Source organism: Neoaquamicrobium sediminum (assembly GCF_040970315.1).
Taxonomy (GTDB): domain Bacteria; phylum Pseudomonadota; class Alphaproteobacteria; order Rhizobiales; family Rhizobiaceae; genus Aerobium; species Aerobium sediminum.
The window spans coordinates 601224-619525 of sequence record NZ_JAZHFV010000001.1; the positions used below are offsets into that span (position 1 = coordinate 601224).

Sequence of the window (18302 nt, forward strand, 5' to 3'; positions counted from 1 at the left end):
CAAGAAGGGGAATAGGATGGCCGACAAGGAAACCGCAATCGAGAAAGTCTGGAAGCTCCTGGACGAGGAGGCCGACTACGTCGTCAAGCTGACACAGGACATCGTCCGCATTCCCTCGGTGAACCCGCGCTTCGTGACGGATGCCGAGCAGAACCGCGAAGCAGCCGTCCAGGATCGGCTCCAGCAGGAAACCGAAGCACTCGGCTTCAAGTCCGACCGTTGGGAAGTGTTTCCCGACCGCCCGAACCTCGTCGCCGACCTTCCCGGCGACGAAGACAAGAGCCTCATCCTTTGCGGCCATGTCGATGTCGTGCCGATCGGCGAGCGGTCGGAGTGGACCGTCGAGCCCTTCGGCGGGCAGATCGCCGACGGCAAGCTTTACGGCCGTGGCGCCGTCGACATGAAGAGCGGCGTCGCAGCCTGCATCGCGGCGGCGCGCGCCCTGAACAAGGCGGGCGTCGATCTTCAGGGCCGGTTGTCGATCCACACCGTCGTGGACGAAGAGGCGGGCGGCTTCGGCGCAATGGACGCGGTCGCCAAGGGCAAGCTTGCCAAGGCGGCAATCGTCGCGGAGCCGACCTGGGGCGACGTCATCCCTTCAGAGGGCGGGCTTTTCTGGACCCGCGTCACGATCAAGGGCCGGCAGGGTCACGCGGGCCTGCGTTTCAACGAGGTGTGGCCGCAGCGCGATCTTCCTGGCCGCACGCTTCCGGGCGTCAACGCGGTGGAACTTTCCACACGCTTCCTCGCCGCGCTGCGCGAATTCGAAAGCATCCGCTGCCGCACCAGCTATCATCCGCTGGTGCCGCCCGGCCTCAACACCATCAATCCGGGTGTCATTCGTGGCGGCGCGGGCCTCGGCGAAGACGGACTGCCGATCATCCTGACCAACCCGGCCATCATACCGGACGTGGTCGTCATCGATCTCGACTACAAGTTCCTGCCGAACGAAGACCCGGCCGAGGTGAAGAAGGAATTCGAGAGCTTCGTGCATCATTTCTGCCAGCAGGATCGCTGGCTGCGCGAGCACCCGATCACCGTCGACTGGGACTATTCAGGCCTGTACTTCCCGCCGATGGATACCGACGCGAACCATCCGGTCATCCAGTCGCTCGTCACCCACAAGACAAGGCTCGGCAAGGCCCCGGTTATCAAGGGGTTCGAAGCGGTCACAGATGCCGCCCACTATGCGGGCGCCGGCGTCGCGAGCGTCATCTTCGGCCCTAGCGGTGATGGCTTCCACGGCTACGACGAATACGTGGACATCGCATCGTTGCAGGAAGCCACCAAGACCATCGCGGCCGCCATCATCGACTGGTGCGACGTCCGCTGATTGCACAACGACAACACCAAACAGGGGAAATGGACATGAACACGATACGCAAGTTGGGACTGGCATTACTGGCCGCCTCCGCGCTTTCGGTGGCGTCGGCCCAGGCGCAGGACAAAGTGGCCAAGATCGGCGTACTCGCGCCTATGACGGGCGGCGCGGCCGCCGACGGCAATGAGATGGTCAACGGCGCACGCCTTGCCGTCGAAGAGATCAACGCGGCCGGCGGCATTGCCGGCTACACCTTCGAGGTCGTTGTCGGCGACACGCAGGACCAGGCTGCCGACACGGTGACGAGCGCATTCGAGCGCCTTGCGGGCGACCGCGATGTCAACGTGATGATGACCGGCTACGCCAGCGGCAGCAATTTCGAGATCGAGCTGATGGCGGAGCAGGAGATGCCCTACATCATCTCGGCCAACGCCGCGCAGACGCGCGACATCATCGCGCCGAGCCCGGACGACTTCCCGACCGTCTGGTCGATCTCGCCGTCCTACGATGCCTACGAGACGGCGATGGTGCCGGTCATCCAGCAACTGCTCGATGGCGGCGCACTGGAGTTGCCGAACAAGAAGGTCGCGCTGATCTCGTCCGATAATCCCTATTCCAAGACGATCATGGAAGGGCTGCAGAAGAACTTTGAGGAAGCCGGCTGGGAAGTCACTTCGGCCGATCTTCTGCCCTTCGGCGAGATCAACGACTGGCGTGCCTTCCTCGCTGGCGTGCGCCAGGCTGCCCCGTCGATCATTATCAATACCGACTACCTGCCGGGCAATGCGGCGACCTTCATGACGCAGTTCCTGGAACAGCCGACCGACAGCCTTGTCTTCATCCAGTATGCGCCGTCGGTCCCCGAATTCCTCGACCTGACCAAGGACCGCGCCACGGGCGTCGTCTACAACATGCTTGGCGGCGTGCTGGATACGCCGCAGAACCCGCGCGCCGCCGAAGTGGTCGGCAAGTACGAGGCCAAGTATGGCGCCGCACCAGGCGTCTATGGTCCCGCACTCTACGAGCAGGTCTACCTATACGCCGATGCACTCGCCAAGGTCGGCGATCCGACCGACAGGCTGGCGATCGGCCAGGCAATCGGTGAGACGGAAAAGCAGATCGCGGCCGGCATGCTGCGCTTTGATCCGGAGACCCACCTGGCCGTGCAGGGCGAAGACGCGATCCCGATCCAGTTCTTCCAGATCTGGGACGGCAAGCGCGAGCTCTTCTACCCGGCTCGGTACGCCACCGAGGAATTCCAGACCCCGCCCTGGATGAAGTAGTCCATTCGGATGCGGCCGCGCGGCAAAAACCGCGCGGCCGCGGCGCTGAATTCCCCGGGAAGGAGGAACAGGTGGCTCAATCCACGCACGAGGCCCCCTTGCTCGAAGTGCGCAATGTCGAACGGCGCTTCGGCGCGCTGGTGGCCGTCAACGATGTGTCCTTTACCGTGCCTGCGGGGCAGGTCTTCGGCATCGCCGGCCCGAACGGCAGCGGCAAGAGCACGCTTTTCAACGTCATGACGGGCATTCCGTTCGGACCAAGCGGCGGCAAGGTGCTGCTCGAAGGCCGCGAGATTCAGCATCTGCGGGCGCACGAGATCAGCCGGGCGGGCATCGCGCGCACCTTTCAGAAGGACGCCGAGTTCGCGACGCTGAGCGCTTTCGAGAACGCCTATGCCGGGGCGGTCTATTGTGCGGGCCTTTCGGGCGTTCAGGCGCGCGACGAGGCAGCCAAGGCGCTGGACGATGTTGGCCTGGGTGAGGAACGGCGCGACAAGGCAGCCGGAGATTTGACGGTCTTTGAACGCAAGCAGCTCATGATCGCTTCGGCGATCGCCGGGCGGCCGCGTATCCTGCTGCTGGACGAGCCGGCTGCTGGCCTCACCCGGCCGGAGGTCAGCGCGCTGGCCGAGCTGATCCGCACCGTCAACGGCCGCGGCGTCACAGTTCTTCTGATCGAGCATGTGCTGCCGCTGCTTCTTTCGGTGTCGCAGCATCTGATGATCCTCAACCACGGATCGGTGATCGCCTCGGGCAAACCGGCCGAGGTGGTGCGCGACCCCCAGGTCGTCGAGGCCTATCTGGGCAAGAGGGAGGCAGCACTTTGACGAACATTCAAAGAGCCCTCGAGGTTGAGAACCTGCGCGCCGGTTACGATGCCTTCGACGTGCTGCAGGGCATGAGCCTGCATGTCGGCGTCGGCGAGCGCGTCGGGCTGTTCGGCCCCAATGGCCACGGCAAGACGACGCTTCTCAATGCCGTTTCCAAACTCATCCAGCCGCGGGCCGGTTCGGTGCGTTTCATGGGCGAGTCGCTGGAGGCGCGTTCCGCACAGGAGATCGTTGCCATGGGCCTCGTCCACGTGTCGCAGGCCAACCGCATGTTCCCGGACATGGAGATCATGGAGACGCTGGAGCTCGCGGCCTACACGCCGCGCGCCCGGAAGGATCGCAAGGCCAACCTGGAGCATGTTCTTGAGCTTTTCCCGCGCCTTGCGGAGCGGCGGCGGCAGGAGGCGAAGACGCTTTCCGGCGGCGAGCGCCAGATGCTCTCGATCGGCGTTGGCCTGATGTGCGCACCGCGCATGCTGATGCTCGACGAGCCGACGCTTGGCCTCTCGCCCAAGCTCAAGGACGAGCTGGCGGTGGCGATCGGCAAGATCTCGGCGGACGGGATTCCGCTGCTGCTCATCGAGCAGGACATCGCCTTCGTGCTCTCGCTGGTCGACCGGATGTACCTCATCGACCACGGAGAGATCACGCGAGAGGTCGCGCGAGGCGGCGACGTCGACCATGACGAGATCATGGACATGTATTTCGGGGGGCACGTGTCGTCATGACGATGGATATGATCAGCGCAATTCTTGTCAGCGGGCTGGTGCTGGGGTCGGTCTACGCCCTCATGGCCAGCGGCCTGTCACTTGTGTGGACGACGCTCGGCATCTTCAATTTCGCCCATGGCAGCCTGATGGCGCTGGGCGCTTATTTCGCCTGGACGATGACAGACGCTGCCGGCCTGAATCTTTGGCTCGGCGCTGGCGTCGCGATCGCCGTCGCCGGCATGGTCGGCGTCGGCATCCTGATCGAGCGAACCGTCATCCGCCCCTTCTACGATGACAAGGACATCCTGCTCATCACCGTCATGACCACCCTTGCGGTGATGATCTTCCTGGAGAAGGGCATCCAGTTCATGTGGGGCGCGCGGCTGAAGCAGCTCGAACCTCTGGTGCCGGGGCAGGTCAACCTGATCGGCACGACCATCTCGGCGCAGGAGGCGCTGATTATCGTACTGGCGCCGCTGCTGCTGGGTGCGCTCTGGGCCTTCCTGCGTTATTCGAACACCGGTCGAGGCATCCGCGCGGTCGGCCAGAACCCGGCCGCAGCGAAGCTGATCGGCGTCGACGTGTCGAAGCTTTTCATCCTGACCTTCGCCCTGTCTGCCGCACTTGCCGGCCTCACCGGCATATTGCTTGGCTCGGTGCGTTTCATCACGCCCACCTTCGGCGCGGAGCCGCTGGTCAAGGCGCTGATCATCGTCATCTTCGGCGGGCTCGGTTCGCTCAGCGGCACCATCGCCGCCGCCTATATCATCGGCGTCGTCGAGGCTGCCTTGATCTTCTTCGTCGGCATCTACTGGGCGCCTTCCATGCTCTTCGCGCTCCTCATCGCGGTACTGATGCTTCGGCCGCAGGGCCTCTTCGGAAAGACGGTGCGCTGATGCCTGTCGCCTTCAACATGAAAACGCTCGTGGTCGCCGCTGTCCTGATCCTTGGCCTTCTGGTGCCTGTATTCGTCGAGGACACCTATGTCCGCCACCTGTTCATCATCGCGTTCATCTACGCGATCGTCGCCGCGAGCTGGGATCTAAGCCTCGGCTATGCCGGCATCTTCAACTTCGGCCACGTCGCCTTCTTCGGCATCGGCGTCTACGCAACGGGCCTGTGCGCCAAGCTGCTCGGCATTGATCCGTGGATCGCGATGCTGATTGGCGGAGTGGTGGCGTCGGTGGCTGCCGCTGTCGTTGCCCTGCCGGTCGTGCGATTGCAGGGCATCTATGTCGTGCTGGTCACATTCGCCTTCAGCCAGCTCGTGCTCCAGTTCGTCATCAGCCAGTCGCAGATCACCGGCGGAACGCAGGGTCTGGTTCGCGTGCCGACGATCGAGCTGTTCGGCTATAATTTCCTGCGCGACTACAAGTTCGGCTACTACTACGTCGCCTTTGCGCTGCTGGTGCTTTCGACCCTGTGCCTGCGGTTCATCACCAGGACGGATTTCGGACTGTCGATCCGCGCCTTGCGCGACAATGAGGATTACGGGCTGGCGCGCGGCATCCCGATCGGATTGCAGCGTCTGAAGGTGCTGGTGGCGAGCGCTTTCTTCGCCGGCATCGCGGGTGGCTTCTTCGCCATTTACCTGCGCGTCGCCTCGCCGGAGGTCTTCAACTTCTCGACCATGGCCCTCATTCTGAGCATGGTTCTGGTCGGTGGCACGTCGAGCATCTATGGTCCGGTCATCGCGGCGCTTGTGTTGACCTTCATCTCCGAAGGCCTCGCCAATGTCGACGGCCTCGCGGAAGGCCGTTTCATGCTCGTCGCCATTGCCATGGTGCTGGTGCTGCTGTTCTTCCCCAAGGGGCTTGTTTCGGTCTTCGGGAAACGGGCCGGAAAGTCCGGCGCCTGACGGCCTGACCCACCCACTCCTTCTGACGCCAGAGCTGCAGTGCGGATCGATTTCCGCCCGGCGGTGAACTCGTTTCGCCCGTCGCTCTGCGCTTTCTCGCCTTCGCGGACACGAAGGCCGTTGACTCGCGTCAAAATTCAAACGTATGTTTGAAACATGGAATTGAAACAGTCGTTGGGCAAATCCGAGAACACGCGCTCCCGCATCCTCGATGCGGCAGCCTCGATGTTCGCAAAGAACGGCGTGGCCAACACCACGCTGCGGGAGATCACCCGCGCGGCCAAGGTCAACATGGCCGCGGTCAACTACCATTTCGGCAGCAAGGAAGCGCTTGCCAACGCGGTGTTCCGCGACCTGGCCGAGCGCGTCAACACCAAGCGGCGTGAGGAAATCGCAAGGTGCGTGGCGGCCGCCGAAGCGGCGGGCAGTCTTCCGGGCGTCGACGATCTCGTCGATATTTTCCTGGAGCCTTATGTGGGCAGGGAAGAGCCGTGGACCTCCATGCTGCTCGTGCATCTGGTCATGCTGCATCGGGTGGAGCCGACGCAGTGGACGCGTGAGATCATCGCCAGCCAGTTCGATCCGCTCGCGCGCGAATTCGTCGACGCGCTGCATCTGGCGCTGCCGGACCGCGACAAGTCGGAGCTTTACTGGCGCTATTATTTCATGCCGGGAACGGTGATCTTCGCACTGTCCGACGCACCGCGCTCCAAGCGCTTGCTGAGCCTCTCGCAGGGCGAGTGCGACACGGCCCAGGCCGACGTTCTGGCCGTGCAATTGCGCCGGGTGCTCATCAACATGCTGTCGGGGCCGCCGGGCGAGCCGGTCGCGCCGGGCCTGCAGGAGGCAGGTTCGGTCCGCGTGGGAGAGGCCGACTGCAACTGAAATCACGAACCAACTCTACGGGAGGAAGACATGAGAACTATTGCTGCCGTTTCGGCAGCCGCTGTCATGGCGGCTGCAGCGTCGTGGCCACAGGGCGCGGCCGCTGACGACTTTTCGTTCACCGTTGTGGCGGGTCACCCGCCGATCACGGCCGGCGTCGCCGCAATCCGCGACTTCTTCATCCCCGAGGTGAACCGTCGTCTCGAGGAAGCGGGCGGCAACCATACGATCACCTGGAACGAAGCCTACGCCGGCGCGCTTGCCGACGTGCAGGGCGTTCTGGAAGCTGTCGAAGGCGGTGTCGGTGATTTCGGTTACGTTCCGCACCTGTTCGAAGCCGACAAGCTTCCGCTCGAGCAGATCACCTATGTCACGCCGTTCGGTTCGGCGGACCTGAAGACCATGATGCGCCTCGTTCGCGACCTGCACGACGAGGTTCCCGAGATGGCGCAGGCCTGGCGGGACAACAACCAGCTCATGCTCGCCGCCGTCGGCGTCGACACCTATCACCTGGCCACGACCTTTCCGGTCGAATCCGTCGAGGACATCAGCGGGCGCAAGCTGTCCACCGCGGGGCTGCAGACCAACTGGCTGCGCGGTACGGGCGCTGTGCCGGTCGCCGGCGCGCTGCCGGACTACTACAATGCCATCCAGACCGGCTTGACCGAAGGAACCGTGACCTTCGGCTCGGCGATGGCGCCCTACAAGTTCTTCGAGGTTGCACCGCACATCACCAAGGTGAATTTCGGCGCCCAGTCGGCATCGGCGCTCACCGTCAATCTCGATGTCTGGGAGGGACTGCCCGACGACCTCAAGGAGATCATCCAGCAGGTCGCGATCGAGTATCAGGACTACGCCGCAGACAACTACACCAACAGCGCCGAAAAGAGCCTGAACATCGCCGCAGAGGGCGGTGCCAAGATCAAGGAAGCGTCCGACGAGATGCGCGCCGGTTTCGCCAATGCCATGCCGAACATCGCGCTGGAATGGGCGAAGTCGCTGGACGATCGCGGCGTTCCCGGCACCAAGGCGCTGGAAGCCTATCTGCGCCTGTCGGAGGAAGCCGGCGTCAGCTTCTCCCGCAACTGGCTGGCTGAATAGGCATCGACATGAGCAAGGATCTGTTCGCGGAGGACCCCTCCGCGACGGGTTCGCCTTTGCGGCGAACCTCACCTTTGGGTCGGGTAACCGAGGCGTTTTCGGCAGTCGGAACATTGATGATCGTGGGCATCATGGTCCTCATCAATTCCGACGTGGCGATGCGCTATCTCTTCAACCAGCCGATACCCGGCGTGGCCGAGATCGTTTCGGCCTCCATCGTCACCATCATCTTCCTGCAGCTCCCCGACTGCATCCGCAGTGATCGCATGATCCGTTCCGATATGTGGATCGAGCGGCTGACCCGCCAGCGGCCCGGTGTGGCGTTTGCGATGGAAACGCTCTTCAACGCCGCCGGCACGCTGATGCTCGCCCTGCTCGTCTACTACGTCTATCCCAAGGTCGCGCGCGCCTACACGGCCGGTCACACGATCGGCGTCTACGGTGTCTTTCTGGCTCCCGTCTGGCCATTCTACGCGGGCGTCCTGTTCGGTGCGGCTCTGGCGACCGTGGAATATGCCGTGAAGACCATCCATTGCATGCGGCGGCTGATCTCCGGTCTGGTCTCGGGAGGCGCAGCATGAGCAATCTTCAGATCGGCCTGATGTCGATCGTCCTCATCCTCGTCCTGATCCAGTCCGGCCTGCATGTGGCGATCGCGCTGGCTGCGGTTTCCTTTTTCAGCGTTGCGCTTATCCGTGGCAATTTCGACGTGGCGGGGACTTTCCTGTCGCTAGCCGCGCTCGAAAGCGTCGCGCGCTACTCGTTCGGGGTCATTCCGCTCTTCGTCCTGATGGGACTTCTGGTCGGCATTTCTGGTTTGGGCCGCGATGTCTTCGAGGTCGCCGGGCAACTGTTTCGGAGGCTGACGGGCGGGCTCGGCATTGCCACCGTTTTCGCCAATGCCGTCTTTGCCGCGGTCAACGGGACCAGCATCGCGTCGGCTTCCGTATTCACGCGCATCGCCGTGCCGGAACTGCTCCGGTCGGGCTATACGCGCCGCTTCTCCGTCGGCGTGGTTGCCGGGTCGTCGGTGCTTGGTATGCTGATCCCGCCGAGCCTGCTGCTGATCCTCTACGGCATCATCGCGGAGGTCTCGATCGGCGATCTTTTCACCGCCGGCATCCTGCCGGGCATCGTTCTCTCCCTGCTCTTCGTGGCGACGATCCTGCTTCTGGCGAAGTTCAGGCCGGGCTTCGTGCTGGCCAAGCCTGAGGAAGGCGCCAGAAGCCTCGTCGCCGACGATCTTTCGCCATCGCAGATGATCGGCAAATCGGCGCCGGTCGTGCTTTTGATCGTCATCGTGCTCGGCGGCATCTATGGCGGGGTCTTCACGCCGACGGAGGCGGGCGCGGTCGGCGCGCTGGCGGCACTCGTCATCAGCGTCACGCGTCGCAGCCTGGGCTGGCGGCAGTTCTGGGGCCTTCTCGTCGAAACCGGCAGGGTAACGGCGGCAATCACCTTCCTGATCGTTGCCGCTCACATGTATGCCAGGCTGCTGGCGCTTTCCGGCCTGCCCAGCCAGATGAATGCGCTGATCCAGCATTACGAGCTGGGCCTGTTCGCGGTGATGGCTTTGTACCTGTTGGCCATCATAGCGCTTGGCACCATCCTCGATTCGTCGTCGATCATGCTGATCGTGCTGCCGCTGATCCTGCCGATCATGGCCAGCTTTCAGGTCGATCTCATCTGGTTCGGCATCCTGACCATCATAGCCGTCGAGGTCGGCCTGCTGACGCCGCCGCTTGGCATTGCCTGCTTCGTCATCAAGGCCAATCTGGAAAAGCTCGACATCCCTCTCAACGTCATCTTCGCCGGCGCGTTTCCGTTCGTCGTCGCGATGCTCGTCATGATCGGTCTGGTGCTGCTGATACCGCAGCTTGCGACCGCTCTTCTGTAAAAATACGAAAAGGCAATTCGCATGTCGCAACGCGCATTTCGCAAGGGTGTGGAGGATCTCGGCAACGGTCTCCTCGCCTATGTCCAGCCTGATGGTTCCTGGGGCTGGAGCAACGCCGGCCTCATCACCGACGGCGATCGCAGCCTGCTGGTGGATACGCTGTTCACGCTCGATCTTACGCGGGAGATGCTCGGCGCCTTCCGCGACGCCACGCCGGCAGCCAGGCATATCGACACGCTGGTCAACACCCACGCCAATGGCGATCACACCTTCGGCAATCAGCTTGTCGAGGGCGCACGCATCGTCGCCTCGGCCGCCTGTCTGGAAGAGATGCGGGAGCGTCCGCCGGAGCAGTTTCGCGACACCATGCAGCGGTGGCGCGAGAACGGCGAGGCCGGCCGCTTCATGCATGAGGTGATGGGCGCCCATTTCGATTTCTCCGGTATCGTATTCACGCCGCCGGACACGACCTTCAGTGGCCGGACGGATGTGATGGTCGGCGACACGCAGGTGGAACTGCACGAATTCGGCCCGGCCCACACGCTTGGCGATATCGTCGCCTATATTCCGTCGGCGAAGACGGTGTTCACCGGCGACCTGCTGTTCTCCGAGGGGCATCCCATCCTGTGGGCAGGACCGGTCGGCAACTGGATCGATGCGTGCGAGGCGATACTCGGCTGGGATGTTGACATCGTCGTGCCGGGCCATGGCCCCGTCGGCGACAAGCAGGCGCTGCGCGCCATGCGCGACTATCTCGTCTACACCCGCGACGCAGCCAAGGCGCGTTATGAGGCCGGCATGAACTATGCCGACGCGGCCTGGGACATCGCCTTCGATGCCTACGATAGCTGGCTCGACCGCGAACGCGTCGTGGTCAATGTCGCGCAGATCTATCGCGAGCTCTCCGGCGGCAGCATTTCCCCCGAGCGATCCGAGCTGCAGAAACTGATGGGACGTTATCGCGCCGGTGCTCGGTCGCCGCACGAGGCCCCCGCCTGCAACTGCGGCCACGACCACTAGGTGCATCGATGATCGAGCTTCTCAACAACGCCTATTCGACCTGCAGTCAGAAGGTGCGCCTGTGCCTTCACGAGAAGGGACTGCCCTTCACGGATACGCAGATCGACTTCCGCAAGAACGAGCATCTGGCGCCGGACTACCTCGCGCTCAACCCGAACGGCGTCGTGCCGACCCTCGTCCATGACGGGCAGCCCATCCTCGATTCATCGGTCATCATGGAATATCTCGATGAGGTGTTTCCGCAGGTGCCGCTGTCGCCTGACGGTCCGGTCGGCCGCGCAGACATGCGGGCTTGGTTGCGCTATTTCGAGGAAGTGCCGACGGCGGCGATCCGCGTGCCGTCCTTCTCGCAGGTCTTCGTGCGCCACTTCGCGGGCCTGACGGACGAGCAGTTTGGTGCCGAAGCCAAGGCGCGGCCTCTGCGCACTCACTTCTACCAGAAGATGGGCCGCACAGGTTTCTCGGACCAGGAGGTCGAGGCGTCCTTCCATGCGCTCGCGCAGACGATCGCGCGCATGCAAAAGCGGCTTGCCGGCAATGTATGGCTTTGCGGCGACGCGCTGACGCTAGCCGACATCTGCGTCTATCCGACCTTCGATCGTATGGCCGATCTCGGCCACGCGGCGATGTGGTCGGAGGCCTCTGATGTTGGTCGCTGGTTCGCCGCCATGCGCGCGCGGCCAGCCAACGCGGCAACCTATTATCAGGGAAGCCGCCTCTCGCACCGTTATCCCGAACTGCAGGAAGTCGCGCTATGAAGCTGGTCACTTTCAATCTTCCGGGCGAAGAACGCCAGCGCATCGGCGCGGTGCTCGATGAAAGCGGAGCCGTCTGCGAATTTGCTGCGTCAGCCGCTCCTCATTTTGGCTCCATGCTTGCGCTGATCGACGCTGGCGAGCGCGGGCTCGAGGAAGCTCGCGGGGTACTTTCGAAGCGGGAAAACGTTCACGAAGCCGGGGGAGTGCGCCTGCTCGCGCCGGTGCCGGAACCCCGCCAGATGCGCGACGCTTTGTGCTTCGAAAAGCACCTCCGACAGGCACGCGCCAACCGCCACCTCTTCGGCTACGAAGGGTTTCCGCGCGATCCGGCCAAGGTCGACGTGCCGGCGGTCTGGTACGAGCAGCCGATCTACTACAAGGCAAACCGCTTCTCGGTCGTGGGGTCGGACGTGGACGTGATCGTGCCCCGCGGCGAGACGCGCTTCGACTACGAACTCGAGCTCGGCGTGTTCCTCTCACTCAAGGGCAAGGACATCCGCCCCGAGGACGCGAACGACCACATTTTCGGCTACTGCATCTTCAATGACTTCACCGCCCGTACCGCGCAGCTTCGCGAAATGACGGGCCAGCTCGGCCCGGCGAAGGGCAAGGATTTCGATACCGGCAACGCTATGGGCCCTTGGCTCGTCACGGCGGACGAGGTATCCGACCCGCACAATCTGACGATGACGGCGCGGATCAACGGCGAGGAGTGGTCGCGCGGCAACTCCGGCGAAATGCACCACAAGTTTCCTGCCGTGCTGGCGCACATATCGAGCGATGAGACCCTCCATGCCGGCGAATTCATAGGTTCGGGAACCGTCGGCAGCGGCTGCGGGCTGGAACTCGGCCGGTTCCTGAAGCATGGCGACGTGGTCGAACTCGAGATCGAGGGGTTGGGCATCCTCAGAAACAGGGTGGTCGATCGCAGCGCCGGGGTCTGACGTCTGCCGGTCTGCAAGGTAATCAGGACAACCTCTGGGCCATCGGATCGGCTATCGCGATGCCCTCGCGGGCCGAGCGCTGCGCAGCCATGCCCATGGCGACGGCCCGCCAGCCGTCATCCAGCGTCACCTCGACACGACCCTCGCCCCGCAGCGCCGCGCAGAAGCGCTGGTGCTGGTAGAAGGTCGAGCCGTTGTGGTCACCTGCTTCAAGCAGGGTAGGGTCGACTGGCAATTCGAACGTGTAGGGCGTGTCAGGCCGGCGGGGGCTCACCGTAACCAGCGGCACAGGGGCAGGCCCGGCCTGCGGCGGCCAGAAGCGGGTTGGTCCGGGTACCAGGCATTCGATCTTGCCTCTCGCGCCCACCGCGCAAATCTCCTCCTGATAGCGGCTGCCATCCGCGAACATGCACAATTCCAGCATCGCGCGCGCGCCGCTTGCGAAGTCGACCAGCACATAGCCGTTGTCCCATATGTCCGGCACGTCGTCGCCATAGCGCTCGTCGAGATGGTTCACCGCCTGCCCGGCGGACGCCATTACCCGCACCGGCTCGGAGCGCAGGATGAGGCGCATCAGGTCGAAGAAGTGACAGCATTTTTCGACGAAGGTTCCGCCCGAGGTCCGGTTGAAGCGGTTCCAGGCACCCACCTTCTGCAGGAAAGGATAGCGGTGTTCGCGGATCGTCAGCATGCGGATGCCGCCGGTCGCAGCCTCCGCCTCGGCGATGAACTTGGCCACCGGCGGCATGTAGCGATACTCCATCGCGACCCACACGGGCGCCGGATAGCCGGCGGCGAACGCCCGCATGGCTTCTGCCTCGTCCTGATCGATGAAGAGCGGCTTTTCGACCATCAGCGGCAGCGCTCTCGTTGCGGCGATCTCACGCAACTGTGCCGAATGCAAATGGTTGGGGCTTGCAATGAGCACGCAGTCGAGTTCCGGACGAGCGAGCAGTTCCGGCAGCGAGCTGACAAGCACTGCCTTGGGTGCGAGCGAGGCTGCGATGGCGCGCATCGCCGCATCCGGCTCGAAGATCGCGACCACGTCGGCATCCGGCAGAAGCGCGATGTTGCGCAAATGCTCCTGCCCCATCATGCCGCATCCGACGACGCCGTAGGAGATATGCCGGCCCATGCTTGTTCCTATCGCAGCCGCGCGACATAGCGCGCCTTGGTGTGGTCGAACCAGGTTCGTGAAAATTCCGCGCTCGCGCCGTCCTGTGTCCAGCCGATGCGTTCAATGAAGCCAGCCGGCGCCCCGGCGGCCAGCCCGAACTCCGCCGGAGCCCATGGCGGCACGGCATCGACGCCGACGCGGTCCTCCGCCCGCGAAATCCAGATGCCCAGTGCCTGCCGGTAGAATAGGTAGAGTGAATCGGAGAGGTCTTCCGCCGCGATCGTCTCGACGTAGTCGCCATCGAGCCAGATTTCCTCGACCGCCGCCGGCCTGCTGCCGAGGCTCCGTAGCCGGCGGATGCGATGCGCCTGGTTGCTTGTGCCGAAACGCGGCATGTCGGCGGTCTTTGCCAGCCGCTCGACCGAAAGAACGCGCGCTGTCGGCAGCCCGCCGCCTTCGGTCAGTTCTAGACGAAACATCGCATAGATGCTGTCGACGTCTGGCCGCGAGCGGACATAGTTGCCGGAGCCCTGCACGCGCTCCAGCAGGCCCTTGGCATGCAGGTCGGCGAGCGCCTTGCGCAGCGTTCCGACCGCGACGTTGAGGTTTGCGGCCATTTCGCGCTCGGGTGCGAGCTTTTCGCCGTCGATCATGCGCCCGGCCGCGATCTCGCGGATCAGCATTTCGCTGATCTGCTGGTGAAGCGGCAAGGCGTAGCGGTCGGACATGGCAGCACAGCAAAAATTGATACACTATTGATCTACATCAATGTGAGTGTTACGCAATAGGAAATTGCAGCCGATCGCAAAGCAGCCCGACGGGCTCGGTCCTTCGCTGCGGGAAAGGGATGAAACGATGACCGTCGTGCCGGTGACATCCGCCGATCTCGAAGCTTCTGAAGTTTCCTGGTTCTCGGCGCTCTGCTCGGACGATTATCGCTATCTGGGCGTTCCCGACGGCAGCCTGCGGTCGAGCTGGGAACATTGTTCCGCAATCGTCACCCGTGCCGAGGCGCTGGGTTTCCGCAACATTCTGTGTCCCTCGTCCTATCAGGTGGGGCAGGACACGCTTTCCTTCGTCGCCGGCTGCGCGCCCATCACCTCGAAGATCAACCTGCTTGCGGCCATCCGCTGTGGCGAGATGCAACCGATCATGCTGGCGCGCACGGTGGCGACGCTCGACCACATGTTGAAAGGCCGTCTGACGCTGAACGTCATCTCGTCGGATTTCCCCGGCGAGACCGCCGACAGCAGCTTCCGCTACCAGCGTTCGCGCGAGGTGGTGCAAATCCTCAAGCAGGCCTGGACGCGCGACGAGATCGACCATCAAGGCGAGGTCTACGATCTGGCTAAGGTTTCAGCCGATCCCGCCAGGCCCTATCAGCAGAACGGCGGCCCGCTGCTCTATTTCGGCGGCTATTCGCCCGACGCGCTCGAACTCTGCGCCGAGCACTGCGATGTCTATTTGATGTGGCCCGAAACGAAGGAGCAGCTTGCCGGGCGCATGCGCGCCGTCAACGAGCGTGCCGCCGCTCATGGCCGTACACTCGATTACGGGCTCCGTGTCCACATGATCGTGCGCGACACCGAAGCTGAGGCGCGGGAATATGCCCGTGAACTGGTCTCGAAACTGGATGACGAGCAGGGAACCGCCATCCGCTCGCGCGCGCTCGACTCGACATCGCTGGGCGTGGCGCATCAGGCGAAGAACCGCGATGCGGCAGATGCGGAGGGTTTCATCGAGCCGCACCTTTGGACCGGCGTCGGTCGGGCCCGCTCGGGCTGCGGCGCGGCCCTTGTGGGTTCCGCCGATCAGGTTCTTTCGGAGATCGAGGCCTATCGCAAGATGGGCATCCGCGCCTTCATCTTCTCCGGCTATCCGCACCTCGACGAATGCGAGGCGTTCGGCAGGCTGGTTCTGCCGCATCTGGAAACCTGCTCGCTGCCGCATGTCTACGACCGCGTGCCCGCTGATGTGCCGGCAACACCGCTTGGAAACGGGGAGCGCCGCTGATGGAACGGGTGAAACTTGGCGAAGGGCTGGAACTGTCGCGCATCGTCTACGGCATGTGGCGGCTGGGCGACGACCGCGATACGTCGCCGGCGCGCGTTCGGGCCAAGATAGAAGCCTGCCTCGAGCAGGGCATCACCACCATCGACCAGGCCGACATCTATGGTGGCTATACGGCGGAGGGCCTGCTGGGTGCCTGCCTGAAAGCGGCGCCCGCCTTGCGCGACCGGCTGGAGATCGTCACCAAATGCGGCATCGTCGCGCCTATTGCGCGCTACGCCGACCGGCGCGTGAAACATTACGATACGTCGGCTAATCATATCCGGGCGTCGATCGATCAATCGCTGCGTGCAATGGGCATAGAACGTATCGATTTGCTGCTTATCCATCGGCCGGACCCGTTCATGGATCATCACGAGACCGGGGCAGCGCTCGACGAGGCAGTACGCTCCGGCAAGGTTCGTGCGGTCGGTGTGTCGAACTTCCGCCCGCACGACTGGACGCTGCTGCAATCGGCGATGAAGTCTCCGCTGCTCACCAACCAGATCGAGCTGTCCCTCCTCGCGCATGAGGCCTTCGTCAACGGCGACGTGGCGTTCCTGCAGGAGCGGGGCATCGCGCCGATGGCGTGGTCGCCTCTCGGCGGCGGCCGGCTGGTGCGCGAAACGCAGGGTCCGCTTGCAGAGCTGCTGGCCGGGCTCGGCGAAAAATTCGGCGTCGATGCGGGTGCGGTCGCGGTTGCGTGGCTGCTCGCACATCCGGCGCGGATCCTTCCGGTGCTCGGCACCAACGATCCCGCCCGCATCGCGCGGCTTGCCGATGCCCTCACGGTTCCGATGGACCGTGAAACCTGGTTCGAACTCTACACCGCCGAGCTCGGCAGGGAGGTTGCCTGATGTATCACTTCGCCGACAGCGATCACGCCCGACCGATGAAAAGCTTTGTCCCCGGCCCGGAACGCCAGCGTGAATTCAGGGATGCGCTTGGCCGCTTCGCGACCGGCGTGACCGTGGTGACGACGGACACGCCGGAGGGTCCGGTCGGCATTACCGCCAACAGCTTTTCTTCCGTGTCGCTCGACCCGCCGATCGTGTTGTGGTCGATCGGTCGCCATTCGCGGCGCTTCCCGGCCTTCGCTCAATGCCGCGACTTCGCCGTTCATGTGCTGGGCGCGGACCAGCTTGAGCTTAGCCGCCGCTTCGCGTGTGCTGGCGAGGCGTTTGCCGGGCTCGACCACGACCGCAGCGAGGCGGGCGTACCGTTGTTGAAAGGGTGCCTCTCTCGCTTCGAATGCTCGCGGCTGGCAACGCATGATGGCGGCGACCATGCGATCGTCGTGGCGCGGGTCGTCGCCGCCAGCTTCGCGGAAGGCGAACCGCTTCTTTTTGCAGGCGGTGGCTACGGCCGGTTCGACAGGTTCGCGTGATGTTTCGCGCCGCCCCCAATGTCGGCACCGGCAGGGGCAGGCCCCGTCGATTGGCGCTCGACGAGGTGGCAGGCGAATTCGATGCGGCGGGGTGGCATGCGCTGGCTGCCGAGGTCGTCAAGCAGCAGGTCCAGCGCCGCAGCGCCGATCTCACGCATGGGAATGTGCATCGTCGACAATGGCGGGTTGTGAAAAGCGGCTTGTGGCAGGTCGTCCATGCCCATCACCGAGACATCGCCCGGCACGCCCAGGCCCGCACTTTCAAGCCCCATCATCGCCCCGACCGCGAGGCTGTCGCCGGCGGCAAGGATCGCGGTGAAGTCGCGTCCGCCCCCCGCGATGCGTTGCGTGATCGCCTCGGCCGCGAGTTCTGGCAGCCAGTCGGGTACATCGACGACGAGATCGGCGGAAGCCTCCAGCCCGTGCGCGCGCAGCGCGTCCTGCCATCCCTCGTATCGCCGTTCGATCGTGCGACGGCCGCGCCGCATCAGGAACAGGATACGTTCGTGGCCCAGCGCAAGAAGATGCTCGGTCGCCAGCCGCGCCGCCGACCTGTTGCAGGGCGTGACGCTCGAGTGTCGCATCTCAGGGTCATCCCCATTGACGAGCACAATGGGCTTGTCGAAATCGCTGGCGAGCGTCAGCACGGATTCGTCGTCAAGCGTGAGGAACAGGCAGCCGACCACTCCGTCATCCGCCCTGGCATCGGCGAGCAGGGCGGCTTCCTCCGCCGTGTTGGCGATGGCCCGCGAGATCACTTCCACGCCCAGGGACTTGGCCCGCTCCGCCAGTCCCTCCAGCACATAGAAGGTGAACTGGTTGCGCACATAGTCGAGCATGGCCGCGCTGGAGGCCGCGAGAATGACCTTGCGGCCGGCAATCGAGGTCGGAACCGTGTAGTTGAGCCGGCGCGCTGTCTCAAGGATGGTCGCGCGCAGGTCCGGGCGCACGCCCTTGGCATTCGCGAGCGCGCGCGATGCGGTGCTGACCGAAACGCCGCATTGGGCGGCAACGTCTTCGAGGCGCACCCGCCGGCTGGGCGTTCCACGTTTTCCCTCCGACACCATCGCGGTACGCGCTCCACTGCTCCAAGAGGGTTGCACTGTGCAAATAATTTTCAGATTGCGCAAGTCTTTGCAATG

19 protein-coding genes are annotated in these 18302 nt (G+C 63.9%); 16 read left to right on the forward strand and 3 right to left on the reverse strand.

Annotated elements, in window-relative coordinates:
• Positions 1 to 16 precede the first annotated feature (16 nt).
• The 13 genes from V1479_RS03010 to V1479_RS03070 all read left to right on the forward strand — a co-directional run bounded on the left by V1479_RS03010 (position 17) and on the right by V1479_RS03070 (position 12607).
• A complete protein-coding gene (locus V1479_RS03010) occupies positions 17 to 1333 on the forward strand; it encodes a M20 family metallopeptidase (protein ID WP_368801601.1) in 1317 nt (438 codons plus the stop codon).
• Positions 1334 to 1368: 35 nt separating this feature from the next.
• Positions 1369 to 2604, forward strand: a complete 1236-nt coding sequence (locus tag V1479_RS03015) for an ABC transporter substrate-binding protein (RefSeq protein WP_368801602.1) — start codon at positions 1369 to 1371, stop codon at positions 2602 to 2604.
• Positions 2605 to 2675: 71 nt separating this feature from the next.
• Entirely contained in the window at positions 2676 to 3431 is a 756-nt protein-coding gene (locus V1479_RS03020) for an ABC transporter ATP-binding protein (RefSeq protein WP_368801603.1), read from the forward strand.
• Positions 3428 to 4162 carry an ABC transporter ATP-binding protein gene (locus tag V1479_RS03025; RefSeq protein WP_368801604.1) on the forward strand — a complete coding sequence of 245 codons (735 nt, stop codon included), beginning with the start codon at positions 3428 to 3430 and terminating at the stop codon, positions 4160 to 4162. Before V1479_RS03020 ends, V1479_RS03025 begins: the two co-directional genes overlap by 4 nt.
• Before the next feature lie 8 nt (positions 4163 to 4170).
• Complete coding sequence (locus tag V1479_RS03030) at positions 4171 to 5040, forward strand: branched-chain amino acid ABC transporter permease (protein WP_368801605.1); 870 nt, start codon at positions 4171 to 4173, stop codon at positions 5038 to 5040.
• Complete coding sequence (locus V1479_RS03035) at positions 5040 to 6002, forward strand: branched-chain amino acid ABC transporter permease (RefSeq protein WP_368801606.1); 963 nt, start codon at positions 5040 to 5042, stop codon at positions 6000 to 6002. The genes V1479_RS03030 and V1479_RS03035 overlap by 1 nt, the downstream gene beginning before the upstream one ends.
• A gap of 156 nt (positions 6003 to 6158) precedes the next feature.
• Complete coding sequence (locus V1479_RS03040) at positions 6159 to 6887, forward strand: TetR/AcrR family transcriptional regulator (protein WP_368801607.1); 729 nt, start codon at positions 6159 to 6161, stop codon at positions 6885 to 6887.
• Positions 6888 to 6917: 30 nt separating this feature from the next.
• A complete protein-coding gene (locus V1479_RS03045) occupies positions 6918 to 7988 on the forward strand; it encodes a C4-dicarboxylate TRAP transporter substrate-binding protein (protein WP_368801608.1) in 1071 nt (356 codons plus the stop codon).
• An 8-nt stretch (positions 7989 to 7996) separates the two neighbouring features.
• Entirely contained in the window at positions 7997 to 8569 is a 573-nt protein-coding gene (locus V1479_RS03050; RefSeq protein ID WP_368801609.1) for a TRAP transporter small permease, read from the forward strand.
• Positions 8566 to 9885 carry a TRAP transporter large permease gene (locus V1479_RS03055; RefSeq protein ID WP_368801610.1) on the forward strand — a complete coding sequence of 440 codons (1320 nt, stop codon included), beginning with the start codon at positions 8566 to 8568 and terminating at the stop codon, positions 9883 to 9885. The genes V1479_RS03050 and V1479_RS03055 overlap by 4 nt, the downstream gene beginning before the upstream one ends.
• Positions 9886 to 9906: 21 nt before the next feature.
• Positions 9907 to 10905: an MBL fold metallo-hydrolase gene (locus tag V1479_RS03060; RefSeq protein ID WP_368801611.1), complete on the forward strand. Its 999-nt coding sequence runs from the start codon at positions 9907 to 9909 to the stop codon at positions 10903 to 10905.
• Between the two features lie 8 nt (positions 10906 to 10913).
• Positions 10914 to 11663, forward strand: a complete 750-nt coding sequence (locus V1479_RS03065; protein WP_368801612.1) for a glutathione S-transferase family protein — start codon at positions 10914 to 10916, stop codon at positions 11661 to 11663.
• Positions 11660 to 12607, forward strand: a complete 948-nt coding sequence (locus V1479_RS03070; RefSeq protein ID WP_368801613.1) for a fumarylacetoacetate hydrolase family protein — start codon at positions 11660 to 11662, stop codon at positions 12605 to 12607. The genes V1479_RS03065 and V1479_RS03070 overlap by 4 nt, the downstream gene beginning before the upstream one ends.
• A gap of 22 nt (positions 12608 to 12629) precedes the next feature.
• Here the strand turns inward: V1479_RS03070 and V1479_RS03075 are convergent, their stop codons facing one another.
• Entirely contained in the window at positions 12630 to 13742 is a 1113-nt protein-coding gene (locus V1479_RS03075) for a Gfo/Idh/MocA family protein (RefSeq protein WP_368801614.1), read from the reverse strand.
• A gap of 8 nt (positions 13743 to 13750) precedes the next feature.
• A complete protein-coding gene (locus tag V1479_RS03080; protein WP_368801615.1) occupies positions 13751 to 14452 on the reverse strand; it encodes a GntR family transcriptional regulator in 702 nt (233 codons plus the stop codon).
• Between the two features lie 127 nt (positions 14453 to 14579).
• Here V1479_RS03080 and V1479_RS03085 point away from each other — a divergent pair, with 127 nt between their 5' ends.
• The 3 genes from V1479_RS03085 to V1479_RS03095 are packed head-to-tail and all read left to right on the forward strand — an operon-like array spanning position 14580 to position 17160.
• Positions 14580 to 15737, forward strand: coding sequence for an LLM class flavin-dependent oxidoreductase (locus tag V1479_RS03085; protein ID WP_368801616.1), 1158 nt, complete (start codon positions 14580 to 14582; stop codon positions 15735 to 15737).
• Complete coding sequence (locus tag V1479_RS03090) at positions 15737 to 16630, forward strand: aldo/keto reductase (RefSeq protein ID WP_368801617.1); 894 nt, start codon at positions 15737 to 15739, stop codon at positions 16628 to 16630. Before V1479_RS03085 ends, V1479_RS03090 begins: the two co-directional genes overlap by 1 nt.
• Positions 16630 to 17160: a flavin reductase family protein gene (locus V1479_RS03095; protein WP_368801618.1), complete on the forward strand. Its 531-nt coding sequence runs from the start codon at positions 16630 to 16632 to the stop codon at positions 17158 to 17160. Before V1479_RS03090 ends, V1479_RS03095 begins: the two co-directional genes overlap by 1 nt.
• Here V1479_RS03095 and V1479_RS03100 read toward each other — a convergent pair.
• A complete protein-coding gene (locus V1479_RS03100; RefSeq protein ID WP_368801619.1) occupies positions 17133 to 18227 on the reverse strand; it encodes a LacI family DNA-binding transcriptional regulator in 1095 nt (364 codons plus the stop codon). The two genes, V1479_RS03095 and V1479_RS03100, sit on opposite strands and share 28 nt — an antisense overlap.
• Positions 18228 to 18302 lie beyond the last annotated feature (75 nt).